We start from the raw sequence: 24,324 nt of genomic DNA on the forward strand, positions 1-24,324 counted from the left end.
ACTCCTTACGGGGGAGGGTGAGGGCCGCTCAGGCGGTGGCGGTCTTCTTCCGCCGGTTGCTGATCAGCTGGCCGCCGACCACCAGCAGTACGGCGATGACGAACATCGCGGTCCCGATGACATTGATCTGCACCGGCGTGCCGCGCTGCGCGGAGCCCCAGACGAACATGGGGAAGGTCACGGTCGAGCCGGCGTTGAAGTTGGTGATGATGAAGTCGTCGAACGAGAGCGCGAAGGCGAGCAGGGCGCCCGCCGCGATCCCGGGGGCGGCGATCGGCAGCGTGACCCGTACGAAGGTCTGCACGGGCCCCGCGTAGAGATCCCGCGCCGCCTCCTCCAGCCGGGGGTCCATCGACATGACACGGGCCTTGACGGCGGTCACCACGAAGCTGAGACAGAACATGATGTGCGCGATGAGCACGGTCCAGAAGCCGAGCTGCGCGCCCAGGTTGAGGAAGAGCGTCAGCAGCGAGGCGGCCATCACGACCTCGGGCATCGCCATCGGCAGGAAGATCAGTGAGTTGATCGAGCCGCGGGCCCGGAAGCGGTAGCGGACCAGCGCGAACGCGATCATCGTGCCGAGGACGGTGGCGCCGAGCGTCGCCCAGGCGGCGATCTGGAGCGAGAGCGTCAGTGAGCCGCACAGGTCGGCGACTCCGCACGGATCCTTCCAGGCGTCCAGCGAGAAGCGCTGCCAGGAGTAGTTGAAGCGCCCGTTCGGCTTGTTGAAGGAGAAGACCATCACGACGACGTTGGGCACGATCAGATAGCCGAGCGTCAGCACGCCCGCGATGACGACGATGTTGCGTCGGAGCCAGCGCATCAGACCAGGTCCTCCGTCCCTGCTCGGCGGATGTAGAAGGTGACCATCAGCAGGACGATCGCCATGAGGATGAACGAGAGCGCGGCGGCCGTCGGATAGTCCAGGACCCGCAGGAACTGCGTCTGGATGACGCTGCCCACCATCTTCGTGTCGGTGGAGCCGAGGAGTTCGGCGTTGACGTAGTCGCCGCTCGCCGGGATGAAGGTGAGCAGGGTGCCGGAGACGACCCCGGGCAGGGAGAGCGGGAAGGTCACCTTGCGGAAGGTGGTCAGCGGCGTGGCGTACAGATCGCCCGCGGCCTCGTGCAGCCGCCCGTCGATGCGCTCCAGCGAGGTGTAGAGCGGCAGGATCATGAAGGGCAGGAAGTTGTAGGTGAGTCCGCAGACCACGGCCATGGGGGTGGCGAGCACGCGGTCGCCCTCGGTCCAGCCGAGCCAGCTGGTCACGTCCAGCACATGCAGGGAGTCCAGGATGCCGACGACCGTGCCGCCGTCGGCGAGGATCGTCTTCCAGGCGAGCGTACGGATCAGGAAGCTGGTGAAGAACGGGGCGATGACGAGGACCAGCAGCAGATTGCGCCACCGTCCGGCCTTGAAGGCGATGAGATACGCGAGCGGGTAGCCGAGCAGCAGACACAGGAGCGTGGCCGTGCCGGCGTACAGCAGGGAGCGCACGAACTGCGGGTAGTACTCCTGGAGCGCGTCCCAGTAGGTCTGGAAGTGCCAGGTGACCTCGAAGCCCTTCTCCAGGGAGCCGGTCTGTACGGACGTCGAGGCCTGGTAGACCATCGGCAGCGCGAAGAAGACCAGCAGCCAGAGGATGCCGGGCAGCAGCAGCCAGTACGGGACGAGCCGCTTGCGCCTGGAGGCCTTGCGTACCGGGAGTTCCGGCGGGGTGGCGGGCGCGGCGGGAGGCGCCTCGGTGAGCGTCACGAGACCTCCTCGTCCACCGTCTCGATGCCCGCGTCAATATCCTGGGCGGCGTCCAGACCGAAGCTGTGCGCCGGGTTCCAGTGCAGGACCACCTCGGCGCCGGGGGCGAGCCGGCTGTCCCGCTCGACGTTCTGCGCGTACACCTCGAACTCCGGACAGACCGGGCTGTCGATCACGTACTGCGTGGAGACCCCGATGAAGCTGGAGTCGGCTATCCGTCCGGTGATGCGGTTGCGGCCGTCGGGGATGGCACCCGCGTCGTCCGCGTGCGCCAGCGAGATCTTCTCGGGCCGGATGCCGACCAGCAGCCTGCCGCCGCGCGAGGTCGGGGCGGAGCACCGCCCCGCGGGCAGCCGCAGTGTGGCGCCCCCCGCCGTGACCACCAGGTCGTCGCCGTGGATCTCGGCGACCTCGGCCTCGATGAGGTTGGAGGTGCCGAGGAAGTTGGCGACGAAGGTGGTGTCCGGGTTCTCGTAGAGATCGGCGGGGCTGCCCAGCTGCTCGACCACGCCTCCGTTCATCACCGCGACCGTGTCGGCCATCGTCATGGCCTCCTCCTGGTCGTGGGTGACATGGATGAAGGTGATGCCGACCTCGGTCTGGATGCGCTTCAGCTCCAGCTGCATCTGGCGGCGCAGCTTGAGGTCGAGGGCGCCGAGCGGTTCGTCGAGCAGCAGCACCTGCGGGTGGTTGATCAGGGCGCGGGCGACGGCGACCCGCTGCTGCTGGCCGCCGGAGAGCTGGTGCGGCTTGCGCTTGGCGAAGTCGCCGAGCTGGACGAGATCGAGCATCTCGCCGACCTGCTTGCGTACGGACGTGATGCCGCGGCGGCGCAGCCCGAAGGCGACGTTCTCGTAGATGTCGAGGTGCGGGAAGAGCGCGTAGCTCTGGAAGACGGTGTTGACCGGCCGCTTGTACGGGGGCAGGCCGGTGACGTCCTTGTCGCCCAGGTGGACCGTGCCGGTGGTCGGCTCCTCCAGGCCCGCGATCATCCGCAGGGTGGTGGTCTTGCCGCACCCCGACGCGCCGAGGAGAGCGAAGAAGGAGCCCTGCGGCACGGTGAGATCGAGCGGCTGGACGGCGCGGAAGGATCCGTACGTCTTGCTGATCCCGGACAGGCGGACGTCGCCGCCGCCCCGGCTGGTGGATGCAGTCTCTGTCATGGGTAACGGTCCCGGGGATGAGAGAGGTGGACGGGCTGAGACCAGGCCGTCCCCGGCGATGGGGGTGGTACGGCGTCAGGCGCCGATGAGCTTGGCGAACTTCTGCTCGTACGCGGTCTCTTCCTCGGCGCTGAGGGAGCGGAAGGCGTGCGAGGCGGCGGCCATCGCCGCGTCCGGGAGGATCAGTGTGTTGTCGGCCATCGACTTGTCGATCTTCGTGAGTTCGGCGCGCACCCCGTCGACCGGGCAGACGTAGTTGATGTACGCGGCGAGCTGGGCGGCGACCGGCGGCCGGTAGTAGTGGTCGATGAGCTTCTCGGCGTTGGTCTTGTGCCGCGCCTTGGCCGGGACCAGCAGATTGTCGCTGGAGATGATGTAGCCGCTGCGGGGGATGGCGAACTTGATGTCCGGGTTGTCGGTCTGGAGCTGCACGACGTCCCCGGCCCAGGCGACACAGGCCGCGATATCGCCCTTGTCGAGGTCGGCGGTGTAGTCGTTGCCGGTGAAGCGGCGGATCTGCTTCTTGTCGACGGCCTTCTGGAGACGGGCGACGGCGGCGTCGAAGTCGTCGTCGGTGAAGCTGCCCGGGTCCTTGCCCAGATCGAGCAGGGTCATTCCGATGGAGTCGCGCATCTCGGAGAGGAAGGCCACGCGTCCCTTGAGCCGCGGGTCGTCGAGCAGCTGGGACACCGAGTCGACCGTCCGTCCGCCGGTGGCCTTCGCGTTGTAGGCGATGACGGTGGGGATTCCGGTCCAGGGATAGCTGTGGGCGCGGCCCGGGTCCCAGTCGGGTGAGCGGAACTGGTCGGAGAGGTTCGCGAACGCGCGGGGCAGCTGGGCGGGGTCGAGCTTCTGCGCGTAACCGAGCCTGATCATCCGGGCGGCGAGCCAGTCGGTGACGCATATGAGGTCACGGCCGGTGTCCTGGCCGGCCGCCAGCTGGGGCTGGATCTTGCCGAAGAACTCGACGTTGTCGTTGATGTCCGCGGTGTACTTGACGCTGATGCCGGTGCGCCTGGTGAACGCCTCCAGCGTCGGATAGCGCTTCTCGTCCTCGCTGACGTCCATGTACTCGGTCCAGTTGGAGAAGACGACCCGCTTCTCGTCGGCCGAGTGGTCGGTGGACGCGGGGCCGTCGCCCTCCCGCTTGGCCGGCGGGATCCCGCAGCCGCTCAGACCGGCGAGCCCGCCGATCGTGAGCGCGCCGACACCGGTGGCGCGCAGCATGGAACGGCGGGTGAGGGCACCCCTGCCGCTGGTCAGGCTGCGTCGCATCGCGGCCAGTTGGGCCCCGGAGAGACGGTCGGGCTCGTACTGCTCCATGCGCTGTGCCCTTTCGGGTGGGTGGTCACTGCGGGCGGACGGTCACTGGGGGCGGTCCCCGAAGATCGTGCGGTGCCAGTCCTTCCTGGCCACCGCGGTGTTGTCGTACATCACATGCTTGACCTGCGTGTACTCCTCGAAGGAGTACGCCGACATGTCCTTGCCGAACCCGCTGGCCTTGTATCCGCCGTGTGGCATCTCGCTGATGATCGGGATGTGGTCGTTGACCCAGACGCAGCCGGCCTTGATCTCACGGGTGGCCCGGCCGGCCCGGTGGACGTCGCGGCTCCAGGCGGAGGCGGCGAGACCGTACGGGGTGTCGTTGGCGAGCCGGATGCCCTCGTCGTCGGAGTCGAAGGGCAGGACGGCCAGGACCGGGCCGAAGATCTCGGACTGGACGATCTCGCTGTCCTGGGCGGCGCCGGCGACGAGAGTGGGGCGGTAGTACGCGCCGTCCTTCCACACGCCGCCGGGCGCCTCGCCGCCGGTGACGATCCGGGCGTATCCGCGCGCCCGGTCGACGAAGCCGGCCACCCGGTCGCGGTGGGTGTGCGAGATCAGCGGGCCGAGGTCGGTGGCGGGATCGAAGGGGTCACCGATGCGCACGGTCTCCATCAGTTCGGCGACGGCGCCGACGAAGGCGTCGTACAGCGGGCGCTGTACATAGGCGCGGGTGGCGGCCGTGCAGTCCTGGCCGCCGTTGATGAGGGAACCGGCGACCGCGCCGTGGACGGCGGCTTCCAGGTCGGCGTCGTCGAAGACCAGGAAGGGCGCCTTGCCGCCGAGTTCGAGATGGAGGCGTTTGACGGTGGCGGTGGCGATCTCGGCGACGCGCTTTCCGACGGCGGTGGAGCCGGTGAAGGAGGTCATCACGACATCGGGGTGGCCGACGAGACGTTCCCCGGCGTCGGGCCCCGCGCCGCTGACGATGTTGATCACGCCGTCGGGCAGTCCGGCCCGCTGGGCGGCCCGCGCGAACATCAGCGAGGTGAAGGGGGTGTTCTCGGCGGGCTTGAGCACAATGGTGTTGCCCGCGGCGACGGCCGGGAGGATCTTCCAGGCGGCCATCTGGAGCGGGTAGTTCCAGGGCGCGATGGAGCCGACGACGCCGATCGGCTCGCGGCGTACGTACGAGGTGTGATCGGCGCTGTACTCACCGGCGGAGGCGCCCTGGAGATGGCGCGCGGCGCCCGCGAAGAAGGCGGTGTTGTCGATGGTGCCGGGGACGTCGAACTCGGTGGACAGCTTGATCGGCTTGCCGCACTGGAGCGATTCGGCGTACGCGAAGTCGTCGGCCTGTTCGGCGAGGACGGCCGCGAACCGGTGCAGGGCGTCGGAACGCTCCCCCGGGGTGGTGCCCGACCAGCCGGGGAACGCCTCGCGCGCGGCGGCGACCGCGGCGTCGACATCGGCCGGGCCCGCCAGTTCGTACGCGTACAGCTCCTCGCCGGTCGCCGGGTTCACGACGGCGTGCGTACGTCCCGAGGTGCCCGGACGCGGCCGCCCGCCGATGAACTGCGCACCGTCCGCGAAGCGGTCCCGCACCTGGAAGCGGTTGGCCATGACGCTCTCCGATGTTCCAGCTGGTTGGTCAGCTGTTGTTCCGGCTGTTGTTCCGGCTTCAATTGAGTGCCGATCCTGACAGAGCACTGCCACCTCAACAAGGGATTCCGTTGTTGCCTTTTGGTTACGCGACGGAATCGGTCGACCATGTGTCGCGTCAGCGTGCTGATCCGCGGACGGAATGTCAGTGGTGGCTGCCAGACTCGCATGCATGGGGAAGAACGCGGAGCCCTCGGGGCGCTCAGGGCATTCGGGGCGTGAGAAGTACCTGCTCTTCTGGGGGCACGCCCCGCGCCGGGACGGCACGCTCGGCGCGAGCTGTCTCAGTCAGTGGTGGCCGTCGCCGTTCACGGTGGACGGGGTGGAGTACGCGACGGCCGAGCACTGGATGATGGCGGGCAAGGCACGGCTCTTCGGGGACGAGGAGGCCGAGCGCGCCGTTCTGGAGGCGGCGAATCCCGCGCTCGCCAAGAAGGCGGGACGGCTGGTGCGCGAGTTCGACGAGACCGTCTGGGAGCGCGAGCGCCTCGGCATCGTGGTGCGGGGCAGCGTCCACAAATTCGGGCAGGATGCCGCGCTGCGCGGATTTCTGCTGGCCACGGGCGACCGGATACTCGTCGAGGCCAGCCCGATGGACCGGATCTGGGGCATCGGGCTGGCCTCGGACGACGAGCGGGCGCTGGATCCCGCGCGCTGGCGCGGGCTGAATCTGCTGGGCCTGGCGCTGATGGAGGCGCGTGAGCGGCTCCGGACCGAGGCCGGGACCGGGACGGCGACTGGGACTGGGACTGGGTCCGTGGCCGCGGCCCCTGGCTCGGCCGGGTCTAGCGGGTGACGTCGACTACCAGCGAGGTGCTGTAGTCGTCGTAGGTGCTGTCGTAGTCGTTGTTCCGCTCCTCGTTGATCGCCTGGGTGATGCCCCAGATGATGAAGCCGAGGAAGATGACGCCGAGTGCGATACCGATCGACCCGAGGATGACACCGGCGCGGGCCTGGCCCTCGTTGGTGGCCTGGCCCCGCTGCACCCTCTTCCTGCCGACGATGCCGAAGATCAGCGCGAGTACGCCGAGGACGATGCCGCCGATGCCATAGAGACAGAACAGACAGACGGACAGGATGCCCAGCACCATCGCGGCGACGCCCATACCGTTCGCCGGGGGCTGCCAGCCGGGCTGGCCGTATCCCGGCATGCCCGGATAGGGCTGGGCGGCGGGGTAGCCGGGATAGCCATAGCCCGGGGCCTGTCCCGGTCCCGCGCCGGCGCCGTACGGAGCGGCGGGGTGCTGGACGGGCGAGGCGCCCGGGTAGCCGTAAGGACCGGGGGCGGGCTGGGCAGGTCCCCCGGGGGCGGTGGGCGGCGGGGGCACGGCGCCGAACCGCGGCCCTCCGGTCGGCGCATCCATGATCGTCGGCATGTTGTGCACCGATTCCCCCGACGGCTGCGGGGGCTGCGGGGGCTGCGGATGCCGCGCGGCCTCTGCCGGCGGCTGCTGTCCCGGAAGCCCGGGTGATATCGGCGGCGGCGGCAGCGGCGCCGGCTTGTCCAGCGGAATCCGCTGCTCGGGCGGAGCCCACGGATCACCCGGCTCGTAGCCGCCCGGCGGCTGCTCGCTCTTGTCTGACATGGGCCTCCCCCATCGTAATTCCGTCATGCTACGGGCTCCGCTCCGCACGGAAACGGCCCGGCCTACGATGATCCCTGACCCGAGCGGCCCCGGGCAGGGTGCGGACGTCCCGTCCCTGCCCACGGCCGCTCCCTCTTGGCACCCGCCCCAGCATCCGGAGGACCCCGATGACCGATCTGCACCCCTTCATCGCGGGGCTGCCCAAGGCCGAACTGCATGTGCACCATGTCGGATCGGCGTCGCCCCGCATCGTGGCCGAACTGGCCGCCAGGCACGCGGACTCCAAGGTGCCCGCCGACCCCGAGGCGCTCGTCGACTACTTCACCTTCACCGACTTCGCGCACTTCATCGACGTCTATCTCTCCGTCGTCGATCTGATCCGTACACCCGAGGACGTCCGGCTGCTGACCTTCGAGGTCGCCCGTGACATGGCCCGCCAGAACATCCGCTATGCCGAGCTGACGGTCACCCCGTTCAGCTCGACCAGCCGCGGTATCCCGGAGCAGGGCTTCATGGAGGCGATCGAGGACGCCAGGAAGAGCGCCGAGGCCGAGTTCGGGGTCGTGCTGCGCTGGTGCTTCGACATCCCCGGCGAGGCCGGGCTGCCCGCGGCCGAGGAGACCGCGAGGCTCGCGGTGGACCTGCGGCCCGAGGGACTGATCGCCTTCGGTCTCGGCGGCCCCGAGATCGGGGTGCCCCGGCCGCAGTTCAAGCCGTACTTCGACCGTGCGATCGCCGCGGGCCTGCACTCCGTGCCGCACGCCGGTGAGACGACGGGCCCGGAGACGGTCTGGGACGCCCTGCGCGACCTGGGCGCGGAGCGCATCGGCCACGGCACGAGCGCCGTCCAGGACCCGGAGCTGCTCGCGTACCTCGCCGAGCACCGCGTCCCGCTGGAGGTGTGCCCGACCTCCAACATCGCCACCCGCGCCGTTCTCGATCTCGACGAACACCCGATCAAGGCGATGGTCGCGGCCGGTGTGCTGGTGACGGTCAACAGCGACGACCCGCCGATGTTCGGCACGGACCTCAACAAGGAGTACGGGGTGGCCGCCCGGCTGCTCGGCCTGGACGAGCGCGGTCTCGCGGATCTCGCGAAGAACGGTGTCGAAGCCTCGTTCCTCGACACGGACGGCAAGAAGCGGCTCACCGCCGAGATCGACGCGTACACCGCCCAGTGGCTCGCGCGCTGACGATGGCCGGCGACCGGACGGACCGGGACACCGCCGCGCGGACCGTCGTCGCCGTCGGCCACCGCGGTGATCCCTACCGCGTGCGGGAGAACACCCTCCCGTCCGTGCGCTCCGCGCGGCGGCGGGGCGCGGACGCGGTCGAGATCGACGTCAGGCTCACCCGCGACGGCGTGCCCGTGCTGCTGCACGACTCCACACTGAAGCGGCTCTGGGGCCATGACCGGCGGCTGGCGGAGCTGACGTACGAGGAGTTGCGCGCGCTGACGGACGGCGGCGTCCCGACGCTGCGCGAGGCGCTCACGGCGGCGGACCCGGACGGGGCGCCCGGCGGGAACGCGGGCAGCGGGAACGCGGGCACGGACGGGACGCGTTTCATGGTGGATCTTCCCGGCGCGACCGAGGAGTCGGTACGCACGATCATCGGCACGGTGCGTGACTGCGACGCCGCCGAGCGCGTGTACTACTGCGCGGGTCCGGGCGCGATGCTCGCCGTCCGCGCGGCGGACGCGCGCGCCGAGATCGCCATGACATGGACAACGCTCGCGCCTCCGCGTCCGGCCCTGCTCGCTGCGGTGCGGCCGCGCTGGCTCAACTACCGGTTCGGGCTGGTCAGCCGGGAGCTGGCCGACCGCAACCACCGGGACGGCCTGCTGGTCTCCGCCTGGACCGCGGACACCCGGCGCAGCATGCGCCGGCTGATCGCGCACGGCGTCGACTCCGTCACCACCAACCGGATCGATGTCCTGGCCGGGCTCCTGGGGACTCGTCGTTCCCGAGCCCCCGGGCATACGGTCGGGGATGACGAGCCGCCTGCCGTGATCGACGGTCCCTCCCGTGATCATGGCGGGCGCGACAGGAGCAGAGGAGCAGATGTGTCCGACGACCACGACTACCCGCGCGCGGCGGGACGTATCCGCTCCGACATCGCCCACAACGCGCGCGTCTGGAACTACTGGTTGGGCGGAAAAGACAATTATCTGGTGGACCGCGCGGTCGGCGACCGGATCACCGGCATGTACCCGAGCATCGGGGAAGTGGCGCGCGCGGACCGGGCGTTCCTCGGCCGGGCGGTCCGGCATCTCGCCGGGGACCTGGGCGTACGGCAGTTCCTGGACATCGGCACGGGCCTGCCCACCGTCGACAACACCCACGAGGTGGCGCAGCGGATCGCGCCCGAGTCCCGGATCGTCTATGTCGACAACGATCCGATCGTGCTGGCGCACGCCCGCGCGCTGCTGACGGGTTCGGCGGAGGGGGTCACCGAGTACATCGACGCGGACGCCCACGATCCGGACGGGATCCTGGCCGGTGTCGAGCCGACGCTCGACCTGCGGCAGCCGGTGGCGGTCATACTGCTCGGCATCCTGAACTTCGTCCTCGACACCGACGAGGCGCGGTCGATCGTACGGACGCTGCTGGCCGCCGTGCCCTCCGGCAGCTTTCTGGTGCTCACCCACCCCACGCTGGAGCTGGGCGGCGACGGCAACGCCGAGGCCATGCGGTTCTGGAACGAGAACGCGACTCCGCCGATCACCGCCCGCGGCCGGACGGACATCGAGTCCTTCGTGGCCGGTCTGGAACTGCTCGAACCGGGCATCGTCTCCTGCGCGCGCTGGCGCCCCGACCCGCGCCGGGACGACGGCGCGGCGGAGGTGGCCCAATTCGGCGTGGTGGCCCGCAAGCCCTGACGTGCCGGGAACAGGGAGGAGCCAAGGGGCGGGTGCGGGTGGCGGAGCGGTGTCCTGCGCCGGTCCGTGGGCCGTCGACATCGGGGTGGCCCTGCTCATCCAGGCGGCGGTGACCATTCCGTTCGTCGTGCCGCGCGGGCCGGGGCTGCCGCCCGCCGACTGGCCGTCGTACGGTCTGACCACGCTGGCCGTGCTGCCGCTGGTCTGGCGGCGCCGGGCGCCCGTGACCGTACTGCTGGCCGTCGTGGTGGCGCAGATCCTCTACAAGTTCACGCTGGACGGTCCGGGCCAGACGCTGCCGTACACCAGTCTGATGGCGCTCTACACCGTCGCCGCGCTGTCCCCCGCCCGCCGCCGCGTCCCCTCCGCCGTACTGACCTTCGCGCTGGTCCCTCCGGGGGTCGCGGTGAACTCCGGGGAGGCACGACACCGCCCCCGACGCCGAGGCGCTACGGGCCGCACTCGCCGGTCTGCCCCGCGCCGACGCGACCGCCGCGCTGGTCAGGGTCGGCGGCGACGGCAGCTGGCGCGGCAGCGCGGGCGTCCACGATCTGCGCGGCGGCCGGCCCGCCGACGAGGTCCACCGCCGTGTCCTGGCACCGCTCGGTCTGCGCGACACGTACTTTCCCGGCGCCGATCCGCGTATCAAGGGGCCGCACAACCACGGCTACCAGTCGTTCCCCCGGCCCGGCGATGGCTCCGGCGGTGGCTTCGAACTGCGTGATGTGACGGTGTGGGGGGCCACGGAAGCCTGGGCGGCGGGCGACGTCATCTCCACCACCGCCGATCTCGAACGGTTCGTCCAGGCCCTGTTCCGGGGCCGGGTGGTGCCGGAACCGCAGCTGGAGGAGATGTTCACCCTGCCGGACCCGACCGTGCGCGACGTCGTCTCCGGCGACCCCGCCGCGTACAGCGCCGGTCTGTCGATGACGACGCTCGGGGGCCGCCAGGTGTGGGGCAAGACGGGCGGACGACGGGGCTACAACACGGCGGTCGGTGCCACCCGGGATCTCTCCCGGACCCTGGTGTACAGCGTCAACGCGACGGACGCGAAGGGCGCGGACATGAACCCGACCGCGCTGAAGCTGATGGTCGCCACGTTCGGCGCGCCGTCCGAGGGCCAGGCCCCGCCCGCGTAGGCCCGCCACGGTGAGAGAGCCCCGCCCGCGCAGGCCCGCGCCCTCACACGTCGGCGCCCGGGTCCTCCCTCGACGGTCCCGGCTCCTCGGCCCTGAGCGTCTCCGGCGGCACCTCCTTGGCGCGGGCCGTCAGCACCTTCCCGATGAACAGGTCGTAGACGAAGACCCCGATGAGCCCCCCGACCAGCGGTCCGATGATCGGGATCCAGAAATAGCCGCTGAACCACTGGAAGGTGCCCGGTAGCGCGATGTCCCCCCAGCCCACGATGTACGTCCACAGTCGCGGCCCGAAGTCACGCGCGGGGTTGATCGCGTATCCGGCGTTCGTCCCGATGCTCAGACCGATCGCGAAGACGACCAGACCGATCAGGAACGGTGCGAGATTGGACAGGGGCCCGCTGTTGCGCGTGTCGATGAGCGCGCAGACCAGAATAAGGAGAATCGCGGTTCCGATGACCTGGTCCAGGAAGGGACCCCACCAGGAATTACCGAAGTATTCGGCCGGGAAGGTGGCGAAAATCGAGAAGGTGGAGAGTGACTCGTCCCTGGCGACTCCGGCCTTGTCATTGAAATCGTCGATGGCCCAGCTGTACGCGGCGAAGACCACGGCGGCGGCGAGAAAGGCGCCCAGGAGTTGCGCGCCCCAGTACGGGAGGACCTTTTTCCAGGGGAATCCGCGGCGCGCGGCGAAGGCGAGCGTGACGGCCGGGTTGATATGCCCTCCGCTGATACCTCCGGAGACATAGACCCCGAAGACCACGCCGAGCCCCCAGCCCCACGAGATGATCAGCCAGTTCGCCGCGCCGAAGGCGACCGTCTGGCGGCCCGAACCCGGGAGCCCGGCGACGGCCACGGCGACCGACCCGCAGCCGAGCAGGATCAGTACGAACGTTCCCAGGAATTCCGCGAGCAGCTCACCATTGAGTCCTTCGTGGTAGCCACGGCGCTTTGTACTGGTGGTCGCACTGGTGGTCGCCATTGCTCCTCCTGCTTCGGACAGGCTTCGGACAGCCTTCGAGCATCCATCAGACGGCCCGAGCGGGCCTTGATAGAAGCGACTGTAGGACCGTCCGGTGGAATGCGCCCGGCGAGTGCGGCGCACAGCTGAGGGCCTGTCACACGGGCAGGTGAGCCATTCGGGTGAGGGTTTTCCGCCGCGCGCGAACGAAAAGGGCGGGCGGTGGACAAGAAGTCCACCGCCCGCCCTTCCGACGGGAATTCCGCTCGGCCGGGGAATCGCCCCGGCGGCCTGGTCAGCCGTCGAGCGAGGTCATCACGTGCTTGATACGCGTGTAGTCGTCGAAGCCGTACGCCGAGAGGTCCTTGCCGTAGCCGGACTTCTTGAAGCCGCCGTGCGGCATCTCCGCGACCAGCGGAATGTGGGTGTTGATCCAGACGCAGCCGAAGTCCAGGGACTTCGACATCCGCATCGCGCGGCCGTGGTCCTTGGTCCACACCGAGGAGGCGAGCGCGAACTCGACGCCGTTGGCGTACTCCAGCGCCTGCGCCTCGTCCGTGAAGGACTGGACGGTGATGACCGGTCCGAAGACCTCGTTCTGGATGATCTCGTCGTCCTGCTTGAGGCCGGAGACGACGGTCGGGGCGTAGAAGTAGCCCTTGTCACCGACCCGGTGGCCGCCCGCCTCGACCTTGGCGTGGGCCGGCAGCCGCTCGATGAAGCCGGAGACCTGCTTCAGCTGGTTGGCGTTGTTGAGCGGGCCGTACAGCACATCCGCGTCGTCCGCGGCGCCGGTCTTCGTGTCGGCCGCGGCCTTCGCGAGCGCCGTCACGAACTCGTCGTGGATCGACTCGTGGACGAGGACGCGGGTGGCGGCCGTACAGTCCTGGCCCGCGTTGAAGTAGCCCGCCACCGCGATGTCCTCGACGGCCTTGGCGATGTCGACGTCCTCGAAGACGACGACCGGCGCCTTGCCGCCCAGCTCCAGGTGGACGCGCTTGACGTCCTTGGCCGCCGACTCGGCGACCTGGATACCGGCCCGTACGGAACCGGTGATCGAGGCCATCGCCGGGATCGGGTGCTCGACCATCGCCCGGCCGCTGTCGCGGTCGCCGCAGATGACGTTGAAGACGCCCTTGGGGACGATCGCGCCGATGATCTCGGCCATCAGCGTGGTCGAGGCCGGGGTGGTGTCCGACGGCTTGAGCACCACGGTGTTGCCCGCGGCGAGGGCCGGCGCGAACTTCCACACGGCCATCATCATCGGGTAGTTCCACGGCGCGACCTGCGCGCAGACACCGACCGGCTCGCGGCGGACGATGGAGGTGAGCCCCTCCATGTACTCCCCGGCCGAGCGGCCTTCGAGCATCCGGGCGGCGCCCGCGAAGAAGCGGATCTGGTCCACCATCGGCGGGATCTCTTCGGTACGGGTCAGCTCCAGCGGCTTGCCGGTGTTCTCGGACTCGGCGGCGATCAGATCCTCCGCCCGCTCCTCGAAGGCGTCCGCGATCTTGAGCAGTACCTTCTGGCGTTCGGCCGGGGTGGTGTCGCGCCAGGCCGGGAAGGCGGCCGCGGCGGCCTCCATGGCGGCGTCGACGTCGGCCTGCCCCGAGAGCGGGGAGGTGGCGTACACCTCGCCCGTGGCCGGGTTGACCACGTCGATGGTCCGCCCGTCCGCGGCGTCCCGGAACTCTCCGTTGATGTAGTTACGCAGCCGGCGCAGCTCGGTGGTCACTGCCACCCCTCCTGTCGGAAGTTACGTATCGGAATGTCCGATGGGTGAGACACCCACCCTAATCGGTCGGTCGACGCTTTCGACAGGCCGGACCCCCCACAACTTCGGATTCGGTGAGATTTGATCGCCTCAACAACGAATTTCATCGATACAGGGTTGCGGGACAGACGAGTCGCAGTGCACAGTGAAGCGCGTGGCCAGTCGCAGCGCAGACTCCAGGACAGACTCCAGGACCGGGAACGGATCATCGCCGTCCATCGATGCCGTGTCCCTCGCGATCATCGAACAGCTCCAGGAGGACGGGCGACGTCCGTACGCCGCGATCGGCAAGGCCGTCGGCCTCTCCGAGGCGGCCGTGCGCCAGCGCGTCCAGAAACTGCTCGACCAGGGCGTGATGCAGATCGTCGCCGTCACCGACCCGCTCACCGTGGGTTTCCGGCGCCAGGCGATGGTCGGCATCCATGTCGAGGGTGATCTGGATCCCGTCGCGGACGCGCTGTCGGCCATGGACGAGTGCGAGTACGTGGTGATGACCGCGGGCTCGTTCGACCTGATGGTGGAGGTCGTCTGCGAGGACGACGACCACCTGCTGGACGTGATCAACAAGCGGATCCGCGCGCTCCCCGGCGTGCGCTCCACCGAGAGCTTCGTCTACCTCAAGCTGAAGAAGCAGACCTACATGTGGGGAACCCGATAGCCGTGAGCAAGGACCTCTCCAAAACCGCGTACGACCACCTGTGGATGCACTTCACCCGCATGTCGTCGTACGAGAACGCACCCGTGCCCACCATCGTGCGTGGTGAGGGCACCTACATCTACGACGATCAGGGCAAGCGCTACCTGGACGGTCTCTCGGGGCTGTTCGTGGTCAACGCCGGGCACGGCCGCCACGAGCTGGCCGAGACCGCCTACAAGCAGGCGCAGGAGCTGGCCTTCTTCCCGGTCTGGTCGTACGCGCACCCCAAGGCCGTCGAGCTGGCCGAGCGGCTCGCCCACTACGCGCCGGGCGACCTCAACAAGGTCTTCTTCACCACGGGCGGCGGCGAGGCCGTCGAGACCGCCTGGAAGCTCGCCAAGCAGTACTTCAAGCTGACCGGCAAGCCGACCAAGTACAAGGTCATCTCGCGCGCCGTCGCCTACCACGGCACACCGCAGGGAGCCCTGTCGATCACCGGTCTGCCGGCCCTGAAGGCACCGTTCGAGCCGCTGGTCCCGGGCGCGCACAAGGTGCCGAACACCAACATCTACCGCGCGCCGCTCCACGGCGACGACCCCGAGGCCTTCGGCCGCTGGGCCGCCGACCAGATCGAGCAGCAGATCCTCTTCGAGGGCCCGGACACGGTCGCGGCGGTCTTCCTGGAGCCGGTGCAGAACGCGGGCGGCTGTTTCCCGCCGCCGCCCGGGTACTTCCGGCGGGTCCGCGAGATCTGCGACCAGTACGACGTCCTGCTCGTCTCCGACGAGGTCATCTGCGCCTTCGGCCGGCTCGGCACGATGTTCGCGTGCGACAAGTTCGACTACGTACCGGACATGATCACCTGCGCCAAGGGCATGACCTCGGGCTACTCCCCGATCGGCGCGTGCATCGTCTCCGACCGGCTCGCCGAGCCGTTCTACGAGGGTGACAACACCTTCCTGCACGGCTACACCTTCGGCGGCCACCCGGTCTCGGCGGCGGTCGGCCTCGCCAACCTCGACATCTTCGAGCGCGAGGGCCTCAACCAGCACGTCCTGGACAACGAGTCCGCCTTCTTCGACACGCTGAACAAGCTGCACGACCTGCCGATCGTCGGTGACGTCCGCGGCAACGGCTTCTTCTACGGCATCGAGCTGGTGAAGGACAAGGCCACGAAGGAGACGTTCACGGACGAGGAGACCGAGCGCGTCCTGTACGGCTTCCTCTCCAAGAAGCTGTACGAGAACGGCCTGTACTGCCGGGCCGACGACCGCGGCGACCCGGTCGTGCAGCTGGCGCCGCCGCTGATCTCCGACCAGTCGACGTTCAACGAGATCGAGGGAATCCTGCGGTCGGTGCTGACGGAGGCGTGGACCAAGCTCTGACGGTGACGGGGTTCCCACCCCCGCATGACGGCCCGGGTGCCGCCTTTCGAGTGAGAAGGGCGGCACCCGGGCCGTGTGCTGTCCGTACTCCCGGCTTCGAATCCCTACCGTGCCCAGTGACCGATCGTCGCCGCCTTCGTTCCCCCGGACGGGGGAGGTAAATCCGAACCGAGGTGTACGCCAATGGTGGCCCCACCGGACAACGACGTGCTCTGGGCGCGTTCTCTGAACTACTCCCACAACGGCTCCCCCGCACTCGACAGCGTCTCGCTCGGGGTGCGCGAGGGTGAGATCCTCGCCGTCAACGGCCCGCGCGGCAGCGGCAAGACCACTCTGCTGCGGTGTCTGTCGGGTCAGCTGGTGCCGCAGGAGGGCGAGGTCTGGTTCAACAGCTCGCCGGTCCATACCATGAGCGCGGCGCTCCGCGAACAGCTGCGCCGCGACCGCTTCAGCTGGATCGGCCCCGAGCCGTCCCTCGTCCCCGAACTCAACGTCTGGGAGAACGCGGCCCTGCCGCTGCTGATGCGCGGCTCGTCCCATCGCGCCGCCAAGGCCGCGGCGATGGAGTGGCTGGAGCGCCTCGACATCGGCGGCTGCGCCCGTAAACGGCCGTACGCCCTGTACCAGGCACAGCGGCAGCGTGTCGCCGTCGCCCGCGCGCTGGTCACCACGCCCTCGGTGCTCTTCGCCGACGAGCCGGCGGCGGCGCTGCATCTCACGGACGGCGCGCAGGTGCTGCGCACGCTGACCACCGCGGCCCGCTCGCACCGGATCACCGTCGTCCTGGCGACACTGGACGAGGAGCTCACGGCGCTGGCCGACCGTACGGTCTCACTGGTGGACGGACGCCGGGTCAACTCGCTCCGGCCGTCCGAGGCGGAAGGCCGGGCCGCGTGCTCGCTCTCCGTCTAGGCCGCGGCGCCCACCCCCTGGTCCTGCTGCGCCGGCTGCTGGTCGCCGCCGCCTCCGCCGGGGTCGGTTTCCTTCTCCTGTGCACACTGGGCTGGGCACTGGACCACCCGGCCGGGTCCCAGGCGCGGCTGCTCTGGTGTCTGATCCCGCTGGCCGCGACGGTGCAGTTCGCGGTCGCCACGGCCCGTACCGATCAGAGCACCCTGCCCCGTTCCGGGCTGTCGGCGGTGGGCCTCGGCCCGTCGCGGCTCGCGGCGCTGGCCGCCGCGTCGACCGCCGTATCGTGCACCCTGGGCAGCGCGGTGGCGCTGCTGTTCTTCCTGCATCTGCGCGGTGATCTGACGGGGATGCCGTTCGACGGCGAGGCCGCGAAACTGCTCGCCGCGGGCCGGCCGCTGCCGCTGGGCGCGGCGCTGACGCTGCTGGCCGCGGTGCCGGTGCTGGCGTCGGCGGCGACCTGGCTGGCGCTGCGGACGCGCACGACGGCCGGGCTCCCGCCCGCTCCCGCCAGGACGCCGGTCCGGCCCGTCAACGCCATGGTGATGGCGGCGGATCCGACCACGGACACGGCCGCGGATACGGATCCGGATGCCGATACGCGTACCGCGTCGGGCAAGGCCATCGAGGCGGCGGAGGCCGCGGACGCGGCGAAGGCCCCGGACACCGCCGTCAGCGAGCCGAGGGTCCTGCTGCCCGCCCGCGTCCCCGATCCGGGGCCGACGCCGGCCGGTCTGCCGTGGGGTGTCGCGATCGCGGCGGCGGGGCTCGCGGTCGAGACGTACGCGAGCCGGGGCGGTGGCGGCACCCCGCCGCCGCTGCCGGGCCACTTCGACGGCAGTTCGGCCGGAGTGCTGGCGGGCTGGGCGCTGACGGCGGTCGGCCTGGCGCTGGCCGGACCGGGGATCACCCATCTCTGCGGCCTGCTGCTCCAGGCCGTGCGCCCCGGCGCGATCCGGCTGCTGGCGGGCCGCACGCTGATGGCCGAGGCACGCCGTATCGGACGCCCGCTGGGCGTGCTGTGCGCGGTGGTCTCGGGCGCGTTCGCCGCGGCGACCCTGTACGGGCCCGGTGACGAACGGCCCTTCGGCCCGCTCACCGGCCTCGGCGCCGCCCTGGTCATCGGCTGCACGGTGGCCACGGTTCTGACGGCGGTGCTGGAGGCCAAGCAGGCCCGTGTCTCCACCACCGAGTCCCTGTACCGGCTCGGTGCCCCCGCCACGCTCCTGCGGACGGCGGCGGCGGTGCGCGCGACCACGATCCTCGTGGTGTTCGCCCCGCTGACCTGGGCCGTGGCGGCCCTGGCGGCGGTCCCGCTGACCAACTGAGCGGCGCTCCGTCCGGACCGGCCGTGCCCCGCCCGAGTGCGGGGCACGGCCGGTTCCGGATTTCGGGGGCACGGCCGGTTCCGGATTTCGGGGGCACGGCCGGTTCTGGATTTCGGGGGGACGGCGGGTTCCGGATTTCCGGAGGACGACGGGCCCGGGAGACGGGGCCGGCGGGCCGGAGGGCGGGGGCCCTGGCGGCAACACCCCGCCGGCCACGCCCTATCGTGACCCCATGCCGAACGACGCCCAGTCCCCCGCGCACGCCCAGGACCACGAGATAGAGACCCTCGACGAGTTCGACCGGGTCGTGCGGGCGGGCACGCTCGGCGGATACCGGCTCCAGTCCGTCGATCTGACGGCCCGTACGCCCGAACTGCTCCGTACCGACACCGCCGACGCCGTCTTCCTCGGCTGCCCCATGGAGCCCCGCGCCGCCGACAAGGTCCGGTCCGACGGCGCCATGGTGTTCCCGCCCGTCCCCCATCTCCCGTTCGATCCCTACCGGGGGTTCGTCTACTCGCCCGACCAGCTCTTCGAGGGGCTGGCGGAGGGCGGTTACGAGGCCACGCCCGACGCGCGCGCCTACGCGTGGTTCCAGCGGACCAAGGCGGACGGCGACATCCTCGCGTCCATGCTGCGCGCGGTGCACGACGACGCGATCTCCGACGCCCTGGACGAACTCCTCGCGGGCGCCCGGGTGGTGGGGGTGATGGGCGGACACGCGATGGCGCGCGGTACCGACGCGTACGCCGGCGCGGCACGGCTCGGCCGCTCGCTCACCCGTACCGGACTGACCGTGGCGACCGGCGGCGGGCCCGGCGCCATGGAGGCCGCGAACCTCGGCGCGTACGCGGCCTCCCACCCCGACGACATGCTGGACGAGGCGCTCGGCATGCTCGCGAAGGCACCGTCGTTCGTCCCCTCCATATCCGACTGGGCGCGGGCCGCCTTCGCCATACGCGCGCGCTGGCCCAAGGGCGAGGCGTCGATCGGGATCCCCACCTGGTTCTACGGCCATGAGCCGCCCAACGCCTTCGCCGCGCACATCGGCAAGTACTTCGCCAACGCCACCCGCGAGGACGGCCTGCTGGCGCGCTCCAACGCGGGCGTGGTCTTCCTGCCGGGCGCGGCGGGCACCGTCCAGGAGATCTTCGACAACGCGACGCCGAACTACTACGAGTCGCGCGGCGAGCCGACGCCGATGGTCCTGGTCGACCGGGCCCACTGGACGGAGCGGCTGCCTGCCTGGCCGCTGCTGACGGCGCTCGCGCGGGAGCGCCGGATGGAGTCCCGTATCGCGCTCGTCGACACGGTGGACGAGGCACCGGCGGCGCTCGCCCGGCTCGCGGCGGGGGGAGCGGTGGGGTGAGCGGCGGCAGCGGGCTGTCGGCGGGGGAGCGGGCTGTCGGGCGGGCGGAGCGGCGGGCTGTCGGCGGCGCTCAGGCGAGCAGCGCGGCGAGCCGGTCGTACGAACGGTCCCAGTCCCACTCCGTACGCACCCACTCGCGCCCCTTGCGCCCCATCTCCCGGGCGGCCTCGCGGTCGCGGAGCAGCGCCACGAGCCGGTCCGCGATCTCGTCGGTGCGGCGGCCGTCCACGACATGTCCCGTCTCCCCGTCGCGTACGGCGTCGGGCGCTCCGCCCGAATCGCCCGCCAGAACGGGCAGTCCGGCCGCCGCGGCCTCCAAGTAGACGATGCCCAGGCCCTCCACCTCCAAGCCGCCCCTGCGGGTGCGACAGGGCATCGCGAAGACATCGGCGGCGGCGAAGAACGGCGGCATCGCGGCGTGCGGATGCCCGCCGGCGAGGACGACCTCGCGCTCCACGCCGCGCGCCGCCGCCAGCCGGCGCAGTCCGCGCTCGTACGGTCCCGCGCCGACGAGCAGGAGCGTCGCGTCCGGGACGGCGGCGCGTACCCGGGGCAGTGCGCGGATCAGCGCGTCCTGCCCCTTGCGGGGGACGAGCCGGGCGGCGCACAGGATCACGGGCCGGTCGCCGAGTCCGTACGTCTCCCGGACCGTTCCGCCGTCGTCCCGGGGCCGGAACGCGTCGGGGTCGACGCCCGGAACGAGCCGCTCCAGCCGGGCGGCGCCGGACGCTCCGCGCCGCTGGGTGCCGAGCGCGGCGGCTATCGGCGCGCGGGTGCTCTCCCCGAGACAGGTCATGGTGTCGACCCCCGTCCCGATCCGCCGCAACAGCCCGCGCGCGCCCGGCGTCCGGGCCCACCACACCTCATGACCGTGCGTGGTGGCGACGAGCCGCCGTATCCCGGCCTCGCGCCGCAGCCGCCCCGCCATCAGGCCCAGCGGCGCCGCGGCCCCGAACCACACCCGGTGGCAGCCGTACCGGAGGGCCAGTTCCACCGCGCGGGAGGTGGCGCGCGGAGTCGGCAGGAGGGTGGCGGCGCGGTCCCGGACGACGGGGTAGGGCAGAGCGGCGTCATGGGCGGCGGCCCCAGGCTCGGACGAGGTGAACACGACCACCCCGTCCGGCGGAAAGCGGTCCGTCATGGCCCGGACGAAGGTTTCGATACCTCCTTGCCGGGGCGGAAAGTCATTGGTGACGACGAGCGTCCGGGGCAGAGTTCCGGGCACGGGGTCCCTCCTTGCGGAAGCGGAAGCGGGCCTCGCGGTACGAGCCGGACCGAGCAGGCCAGCAGCACCAGCGGATGGACGAGATAGCCGAACCGGCTGGCCGGCATGAGCGCGATCGCCACGGTGAGCCCGAGAGCGAGCCGCCGGGCCGCCGCCGCGACGGTGCGGGGCGGGCGTACAAGAAGTGAGCCGGCCAGCAGCGCGGCGGCGACGGCGAGCAGCACGGCGGCCACGAGCGCACCGCCCGGCACGTGATCCGCGAGCAGCCGGCCGGGGAACGGCGAGGCCGCGGGCGACGGGGTCGCGGTGAGACCGAGCGGGAAGGCGATGACGTTGCGGTGGAAGCCCGCGGGGCCGGCGAGCGCGACGGGCGCGACGGCCGCCGCGACGGCCGTGAGAGCCACTGCCCCGCAGCGCAGCGCGGGCCGCCCTCCGGAGCGCGCCGCGAGCAGCGCGACGGCCACCGGCAGCGCGGGCCAGGCCGTCCACTTGAGCACGGCGGCGGCGCCGAGCACCAGCCCGGCGCGCCCGGCCCGGCCCTGTCCGGCGAGCGTCAGTCCCAGACACATCAGCCCGGCGACCGGCAGGTCGACTCCGCCGACCGCGAGCGGCAGCGCCACCGGAGGACACGCGGCGATCAGCAGCACCGTCGGGCTCCGCCGTACAGCGAGCACCAGCGCGCCGAGGAAGCAGCCGGCGAGCCACCAGCGCGCATCGCCCGGGAGCGCGCCGAAGACCGCCATGCCGGGCAGATACGGGTTGTAGTCGGCGAGTCCGGCGGGCTCCGGTACGTACGGGCTGCCGGTACGCAGCAGCAGTTCCCCGGAGCGCTCCACGACGTCGACCTCCAGCTGCCCCCGGCCCGTGCCGACGAGCAGCAGCAGCGGCAGCGCCACCGCGCCCGTCACCGCCACGACCGCGGACCTCCGCGCCCCGCCGCCCGGCCGCCCGGCAATCAGCGCCGCCGCCGCGTAGCCGGCGGCGGCGATCCCTCCCCACACCCGGTGCGGAGTCGGACCGGACACGAGACCGAAGGCCAGTGCCACGACCGCGCACGCCGCCCAGCCGAACACCCGGTGCCGCGCCCGTCGCGGACCCCCTTGAGCCGGCATGAAAACCCCCTTTCCTGGCGTGGCTCCGAGGCTAGGAAAGGGGCATGCCCGGCACGTCAACCGTGGCTCCGGTCCCGGGAGTCACCCCGTGGTACGAGATCCGGGCCGGGGATCAGCCCGTGCTCCGACGCGGCCACCGGCCGGGATGCCGAAGAATCGGGGGTATGAACGACCGATTCGGGACCCTGCGGGCACGGCTGCGCCGCATGGTCGGCTGCCCCGCGTATCCCTGGGTCACCGGAGCCCTGCTGACGGGCTGTGCGGCGGCGGAGCTGTGGCGGCTGCCGGCCGGGCCGACGGTCTCGGCGGGGGTGCTGGTCTCGACGGCGTCCCTGATGTGGCGCCGGGCCCTGCCCGCGGTGTCGATCCTGACGGTGGCGTCGGTCCTGATCAGCTTCACCGCCAGTCCCTCGTCCAGTCTCTACGCCACAGCGGCGGCGGCCGGGCTGATCGGCTGCTACACCCTCGGCCGACAGCGGGTACAGCACCCCGCGCTGCTCGTCGGCGCTGGGTTTCTCGCGGCCCTGGCGGCGAATCTGGTGCACATCAGTACGTGGCAGCGCACCGCCCGGGACCTCCTCCCCTCCATGCGGCGGGGCGACGCGTTCTCCCTCGGGTGGTTCGCCGAGACCTTCGTCCTGACCGCCGTGGTCCTCGGCGCCGTCAGCACCGGCGACGCCGTACGCGCACGCGAGGAGACCCGGCGCGAACGGAGCGCCGCGCAGGAACGGCTGATCGCGATGGAGCGCCGCCGGGCGGCGGAGGCCGAGCGCGCGGCGATCGCCCGCGAACTGCACGATGTCGTCTCCCATTCGGTCTCGATGATCGCGGTGCAGGCGGAGAGCGCGGCGTACACCACCCCCGGCCTCTCGCCCGAGGCCCGGACCGCGTTCCAGGACATCGCCGGGACGGCACGCTCCTCGATGGCCGAACTGCGGCGGCTGCTCGGGGTGCTGCGCACCCGTCCCGACGAGAAGGCCGCGACCGCGCCGCCGCCGTCGCTCGACGCGCTGGACGAACTGCTGGAGCAGCACCGCGCGGTGGGCGGCGAGGCGGAGCTGCGGTTCACCGGCGAGCGGGGCGCCGCCGGCGAGCGGAACGGACCGCCCGCCTCCTGGGAGCTGTCGGCGTACCGCATCGTGCAGGAGGCGCTGACCAACGCGCGCCGGCACGCGCCCGGCGCCCGTACGCTGGTGGAGATCGGCTACCTCGCCGACCGGCTGGCCATCCGGGTCGGCGACGACGGTCCGGGGCCCGCCCCCGACCGGCCCTGGGGACACGGTCTGGCGGGGATGCGGGAACGGGCCGCCCTGCTGGGCGGGCGGCTCACGGCCGGTCCGGGGCCTGACGGCGGTTTTCTCGTGGAGGCGGAACTCCCTTGGTGATCAGGGCGATCGTGGCCGACGACCAGGCGGTCGTACGGACCGGCTTCGTCAATCTGCTGGCCACGCAGGACGACATCACGGTGGTGGCGGAGGCGGAGGACGGCGTCCAGGCGGTCCGTGCCGCCGCCGAGCACCGGCCCGATCTGGCGCTGCTCGACATCCGCATGCCGCACAAGAACGGCATCGAGGCGGCCCGCGAGATCCTCGCCGCGTCCGGTGGATCGACGAAGGTGCTGATCCTGACCACCTTCGATCTCGACGAGTACGTGTACGACGCGCTCGCGGCGGGAGCCGGCGGCTTCCTCCTGAAGGACGCGACCTTTCCCGAACTGCTGCACGCCGTACGGGTCGTGGCCAGGGGCGACGCGCTGCTCGCGCCCGAGGTCACCAAGCGGCTGATCGCGGAGTTCGCGCGGCAGCGGGAGTCGGTGCTGCCCGTGCGCACGCTGGACGGGCTGACCGCGCGCGAGGCCGAGGTGCTCGTACTGATCGCGCGCGGTCTGTCCAACGCCGAGATCGCCGGCCGGCTCACCATCTCGGACCACACGGTCAAGACGCATATCAACCGGCTGTTCGCGAAGATGCGGCTCAGGGACCGGGCGCAGGCGGTGATCCTGGCGTACGAACTCGGTCTGGTGCGGCCGGGGGCGGGGCGCCATGGCCCGTGAGGTACGGGGACGGCCCGGCCGTGTCCGCCGCCCGACCGCCCGGCCGGTCCCGGTCCCGGTCCCGGTCCGATGCCCGCACGCTCTGCGGGTCCTGATCCGCCGCCCTCATGCCCGGCCGGTCCTGG

The 24,324-nt window shown here is 71.2% G+C and carries 20 protein-coding genes and 2 pseudogenes; 12 read left to right on the plus strand and 10 right to left on the minus strand.

The window, feature by feature from the left end; translation table 11 throughout:
* Positions 1–28: 28 nt before the first annotated feature.
* From CU044_RS31575 to CU044_RS31595, 5 genes are all read right to left on the minus strand, one after another.
* Complete coding sequence (locus CU044_RS31575; protein ID WP_129772165.1) at positions 29–823, minus strand: ABC transporter permease; 795 nt, start codon at positions 821–823, stop codon at positions 29–31.
* The gene (locus CU044_RS31580; RefSeq protein ID WP_129772166.1) at positions 823–1,755 is read right to left on the minus strand and encodes an ABC transporter permease; all 933 of its coding nucleotides are present in this window, start codon (positions 1,753–1,755) and stop codon (positions 823–825) included. Before CU044_RS31580 ends, CU044_RS31575 begins: the two co-directional genes overlap by 1 nt.
* Complete coding sequence (locus tag CU044_RS31585) at positions 1,752–2,918, minus strand: ABC transporter ATP-binding protein (protein WP_129772167.1); 1,167 nt, start codon at positions 2,916–2,918, stop codon at positions 1,752–1,754. Before CU044_RS31585 ends, CU044_RS31580 begins: the two co-directional genes overlap by 4 nt.
* Before the next feature lie 75 nt (positions 2,919–2,993).
* Positions 2,994–4,241: a spermidine/putrescine ABC transporter substrate-binding protein gene (locus tag CU044_RS31590; RefSeq protein ID WP_129772168.1), complete on the minus strand. Its 1,248-nt coding sequence runs from the start codon at positions 4,239–4,241 to the stop codon at positions 2,994–2,996.
* A 42-nt stretch (positions 4,242–4,283) separates the two neighbouring features.
* Positions 4,284–5,804: a gamma-aminobutyraldehyde dehydrogenase gene (locus CU044_RS31595; protein ID WP_129772169.1), complete on the minus strand. Its 1,521-nt coding sequence runs from the start codon at positions 5,802–5,804 to the stop codon at positions 4,284–4,286.
* Between the two features lie 211 nt (positions 5,805–6,015).
* Here CU044_RS31595 and CU044_RS31600 point away from each other — a divergent pair, with 211 nt between their 5' ends.
* Entirely contained in the window at positions 6,016–6,639 is a 624-nt protein-coding gene (locus tag CU044_RS31600; RefSeq protein ID WP_240045973.1) for an NADAR family protein, read from the plus strand.
* On the opposite strand, the gene CU044_RS31605 is transcribed toward CU044_RS31600, so the two are convergent.
* Complete coding sequence (locus CU044_RS31605; RefSeq protein ID WP_129772171.1) at positions 6,629–7,429, minus strand: DUF4190 domain-containing protein; 801 nt, start codon at positions 7,427–7,429, stop codon at positions 6,629–6,631. The genes CU044_RS31600 and CU044_RS31605 overlap by 11 nt on opposite strands.
* A 167-nt stretch (positions 7,430–7,596) precedes the next feature.
* Between CU044_RS31605 and CU044_RS31610 the strand changes: the two genes are divergently transcribed.
* The 4 genes and pseudogenes from CU044_RS31610 to CU044_RS31625 form a co-directional block, all read left to right on the plus strand.
* Positions 7,597–8,622, plus strand: coding sequence for an adenosine deaminase (locus CU044_RS31610; RefSeq protein ID WP_129772172.1), 1,026 nt, complete (start codon positions 7,597–7,599; stop codon positions 8,620–8,622).
* A gap of 2 nt (positions 8,623–8,624) precedes the next feature.
* Positions 8,625–9,368 (plus strand): annotated as a pseudogene (locus tag CU044_RS31615) (glycerophosphodiester phosphodiesterase); the annotation flags it as partial.
* A 126-nt stretch (positions 9,369–9,494) separates the two neighbouring features.
* Complete coding sequence (locus tag CU044_RS31620; protein WP_129772254.1) at positions 9,495–10,310, plus strand: SAM-dependent methyltransferase; 816 nt, start codon at positions 9,495–9,497, stop codon at positions 10,308–10,310.
* A 434-nt stretch (positions 10,311–10,744) separates the two neighbouring features.
* Positions 10,745–11,449, plus strand: a pseudogene (locus CU044_RS31625) (serine hydrolase domain-containing protein); the annotation flags it as partial.
* A gap of 43 nt (positions 11,450–11,492) precedes the next feature.
* On the opposite strand, the gene CU044_RS31630 reads toward CU044_RS31625, so the two are convergent.
* Complete coding sequence (locus CU044_RS31630) at positions 11,493–12,362, minus strand: MIP/aquaporin family protein (protein WP_240045976.1); 870 nt, start codon at positions 12,360–12,362, stop codon at positions 11,493–11,495.
* 340 nt (positions 12,363–12,702) lie between these two features.
* Positions 12,703–14,142, minus strand: a complete 1,440-nt coding sequence (locus CU044_RS31635; protein WP_129772175.1) for a gamma-aminobutyraldehyde dehydrogenase — start codon at positions 14,140–14,142, stop codon at positions 12,703–12,705.
* 193 nt (positions 14,143–14,335) lie between these two features.
* Here CU044_RS31635 and CU044_RS31640 point away from each other — a divergent pair, with 193 nt between their 5' ends.
* The 5 genes from CU044_RS31640 to CU044_RS31660 all read left to right on the plus strand — a co-directional run bounded on the left by CU044_RS31640 (position 14,336) and on the right by CU044_RS31660 (position 19,809).
* A complete protein-coding gene (locus tag CU044_RS31640) occupies positions 14,336–14,839 on the plus strand; it encodes an Lrp/AsnC family transcriptional regulator (protein ID WP_129772176.1) in 504 nt (167 codons plus the stop codon).
* Complete coding sequence (locus CU044_RS31645) at positions 14,824–16,203, plus strand: aspartate aminotransferase family protein (RefSeq protein WP_129772177.1); 1,380 nt, start codon at positions 14,824–14,826, stop codon at positions 16,201–16,203. The genes CU044_RS31640 and CU044_RS31645 overlap by 16 nt, the downstream gene beginning before the upstream one ends.
* Before the next feature lie 183 nt (positions 16,204–16,386).
* On the plus strand, positions 16,387–17,115 hold the full coding sequence (locus CU044_RS31650) for an ATP-binding cassette domain-containing protein (protein ID WP_129772178.1): 729 nt from the start codon (positions 16,387–16,389) through the stop codon (positions 17,113–17,115).
* On the plus strand, positions 17,097–18,440 hold the full coding sequence (locus tag CU044_RS31655; RefSeq protein WP_129772179.1) for a hypothetical protein: 1,344 nt from the start codon (positions 17,097–17,099) through the stop codon (positions 18,438–18,440). Before CU044_RS31650 ends, CU044_RS31655 begins: the two co-directional genes overlap by 19 nt.
* Positions 18,441–18,672: 232 nt before the next feature.
* Positions 18,673–19,809 (plus strand): LOG family protein, encoded by a 1,137-nt coding sequence (locus CU044_RS31660; protein WP_129772180.1) that lies wholly within the window; start codon positions 18,673–18,675, stop codon positions 19,807–19,809.
* A gap of 70 nt (positions 19,810–19,879) precedes the next feature.
* Here the strand turns inward: CU044_RS31660 and CU044_RS31665 are convergent, their stop codons facing one another.
* Both CU044_RS31665 and CU044_RS31670 read right to left on the minus strand, forming a co-directional pair.
* Positions 19,880–21,022 (minus strand): glycosyltransferase family 4 protein, encoded by a 1,143-nt coding sequence (locus CU044_RS31665; RefSeq protein WP_129772255.1) that lies wholly within the window; start codon positions 21,020–21,022, stop codon positions 19,880–19,882.
* On the minus strand, positions 20,947–22,146 hold the full coding sequence (locus tag CU044_RS31670) for a glycosyltransferase 87 family protein (protein ID WP_129772181.1): 1,200 nt from the start codon (positions 22,144–22,146) through the stop codon (positions 20,947–20,949). The genes CU044_RS31665 and CU044_RS31670 overlap by 76 nt, the downstream gene beginning before the upstream one ends.
* 164 nt (positions 22,147–22,310) lie before the next feature.
* Here CU044_RS31670 and CU044_RS31675 point away from each other — a divergent pair, with 164 nt between their 5' ends.
* Positions 22,311–23,531, plus strand: a complete 1,221-nt coding sequence (locus CU044_RS31675) for a sensor histidine kinase (protein ID WP_129772182.1) — start codon at positions 22,311–22,313, stop codon at positions 23,529–23,531.
* Complete coding sequence (locus CU044_RS31680; RefSeq protein ID WP_129772183.1) at positions 23,525–24,199, plus strand: response regulator transcription factor; 675 nt, start codon at positions 23,525–23,527, stop codon at positions 24,197–24,199. The genes CU044_RS31675 and CU044_RS31680 overlap by 7 nt, the downstream gene beginning before the upstream one ends.
* Positions 24,200–24,324 lie beyond the last annotated feature (125 nt).

This window comes from Streptomyces sp. L-9-10, from assembly GCF_004151105.1.
In the GTDB taxonomy this organism is placed as follows: domain Bacteria; phylum Actinomycetota; class Actinomycetes; order Streptomycetales; family Streptomycetaceae; genus Streptomyces.

Bases quoted from the DNA above. Each gene is read 5' to 3' on its own strand.
- CU044_RS31575 (WP_129772165.1), bottom strand. From the start codon at position 823: ATGCGCTGGCTCCGACGCAACATCGTCGTCATCGCGGGCGTGCTGACG.
- CU044_RS31585 (WP_129772167.1), bottom strand. From the start codon at position 2,918: ATGACAGAGACTGCATCCACCAGCCGGGGCGGCGGCGACGTCCGCCTG.
- CU044_RS31590 (WP_129772168.1), bottom strand. From the start codon at position 4,241: ATGGAGCAGTACGAGCCCGACCGTCTCTCCGGGGCCCAACTGGCCGCG.
- CU044_RS31595 (WP_129772169.1), bottom strand. From the start codon at position 5,804: ATGGCCAACCGCTTCCAGGTGCGGGACCGCTTCGCGGACGGTGCGCAG.
- CU044_RS31600 (WP_240045973.1), top strand. From the start codon at position 6,016: ATGGGGAAGAACGCGGAGCCCTCGGGGCGCTCAGGGCATTCGGGGCGT.
- CU044_RS31605 (WP_129772171.1), bottom strand. From the start codon at position 7,429: ATGTCAGACAAGAGCGAGCAGCCGCCGGGCGGCTACGAGCCGGGTGAT.
- CU044_RS31610 (WP_129772172.1), top strand. From the start codon at position 7,597: ATGACCGATCTGCACCCCTTCATCGCGGGGCTGCCCAAGGCCGAACTG.
- CU044_RS31650 (WP_129772178.1), top strand. From the start codon at position 16,387: ATGGTGGCCCCACCGGACAACGACGTGCTCTGGGCGCGTTCTCTGAAC.
- CU044_RS31660 (WP_129772180.1), top strand. From the start codon at position 18,673: ATGCCGAACGACGCCCAGTCCCCCGCGCACGCCCAGGACCACGAGATA.
- CU044_RS31670 (WP_129772181.1), bottom strand. From the start codon at position 22,146: ATGCCGGCTCAAGGGGGTCCGCGACGGGCGCGGCACCGGGTGTTCGGC.
- CU044_RS31675 (WP_129772182.1), top strand. From the start codon at position 22,311: ATGAACGACCGATTCGGGACCCTGCGGGCACGGCTGCGCCGCATGGTC.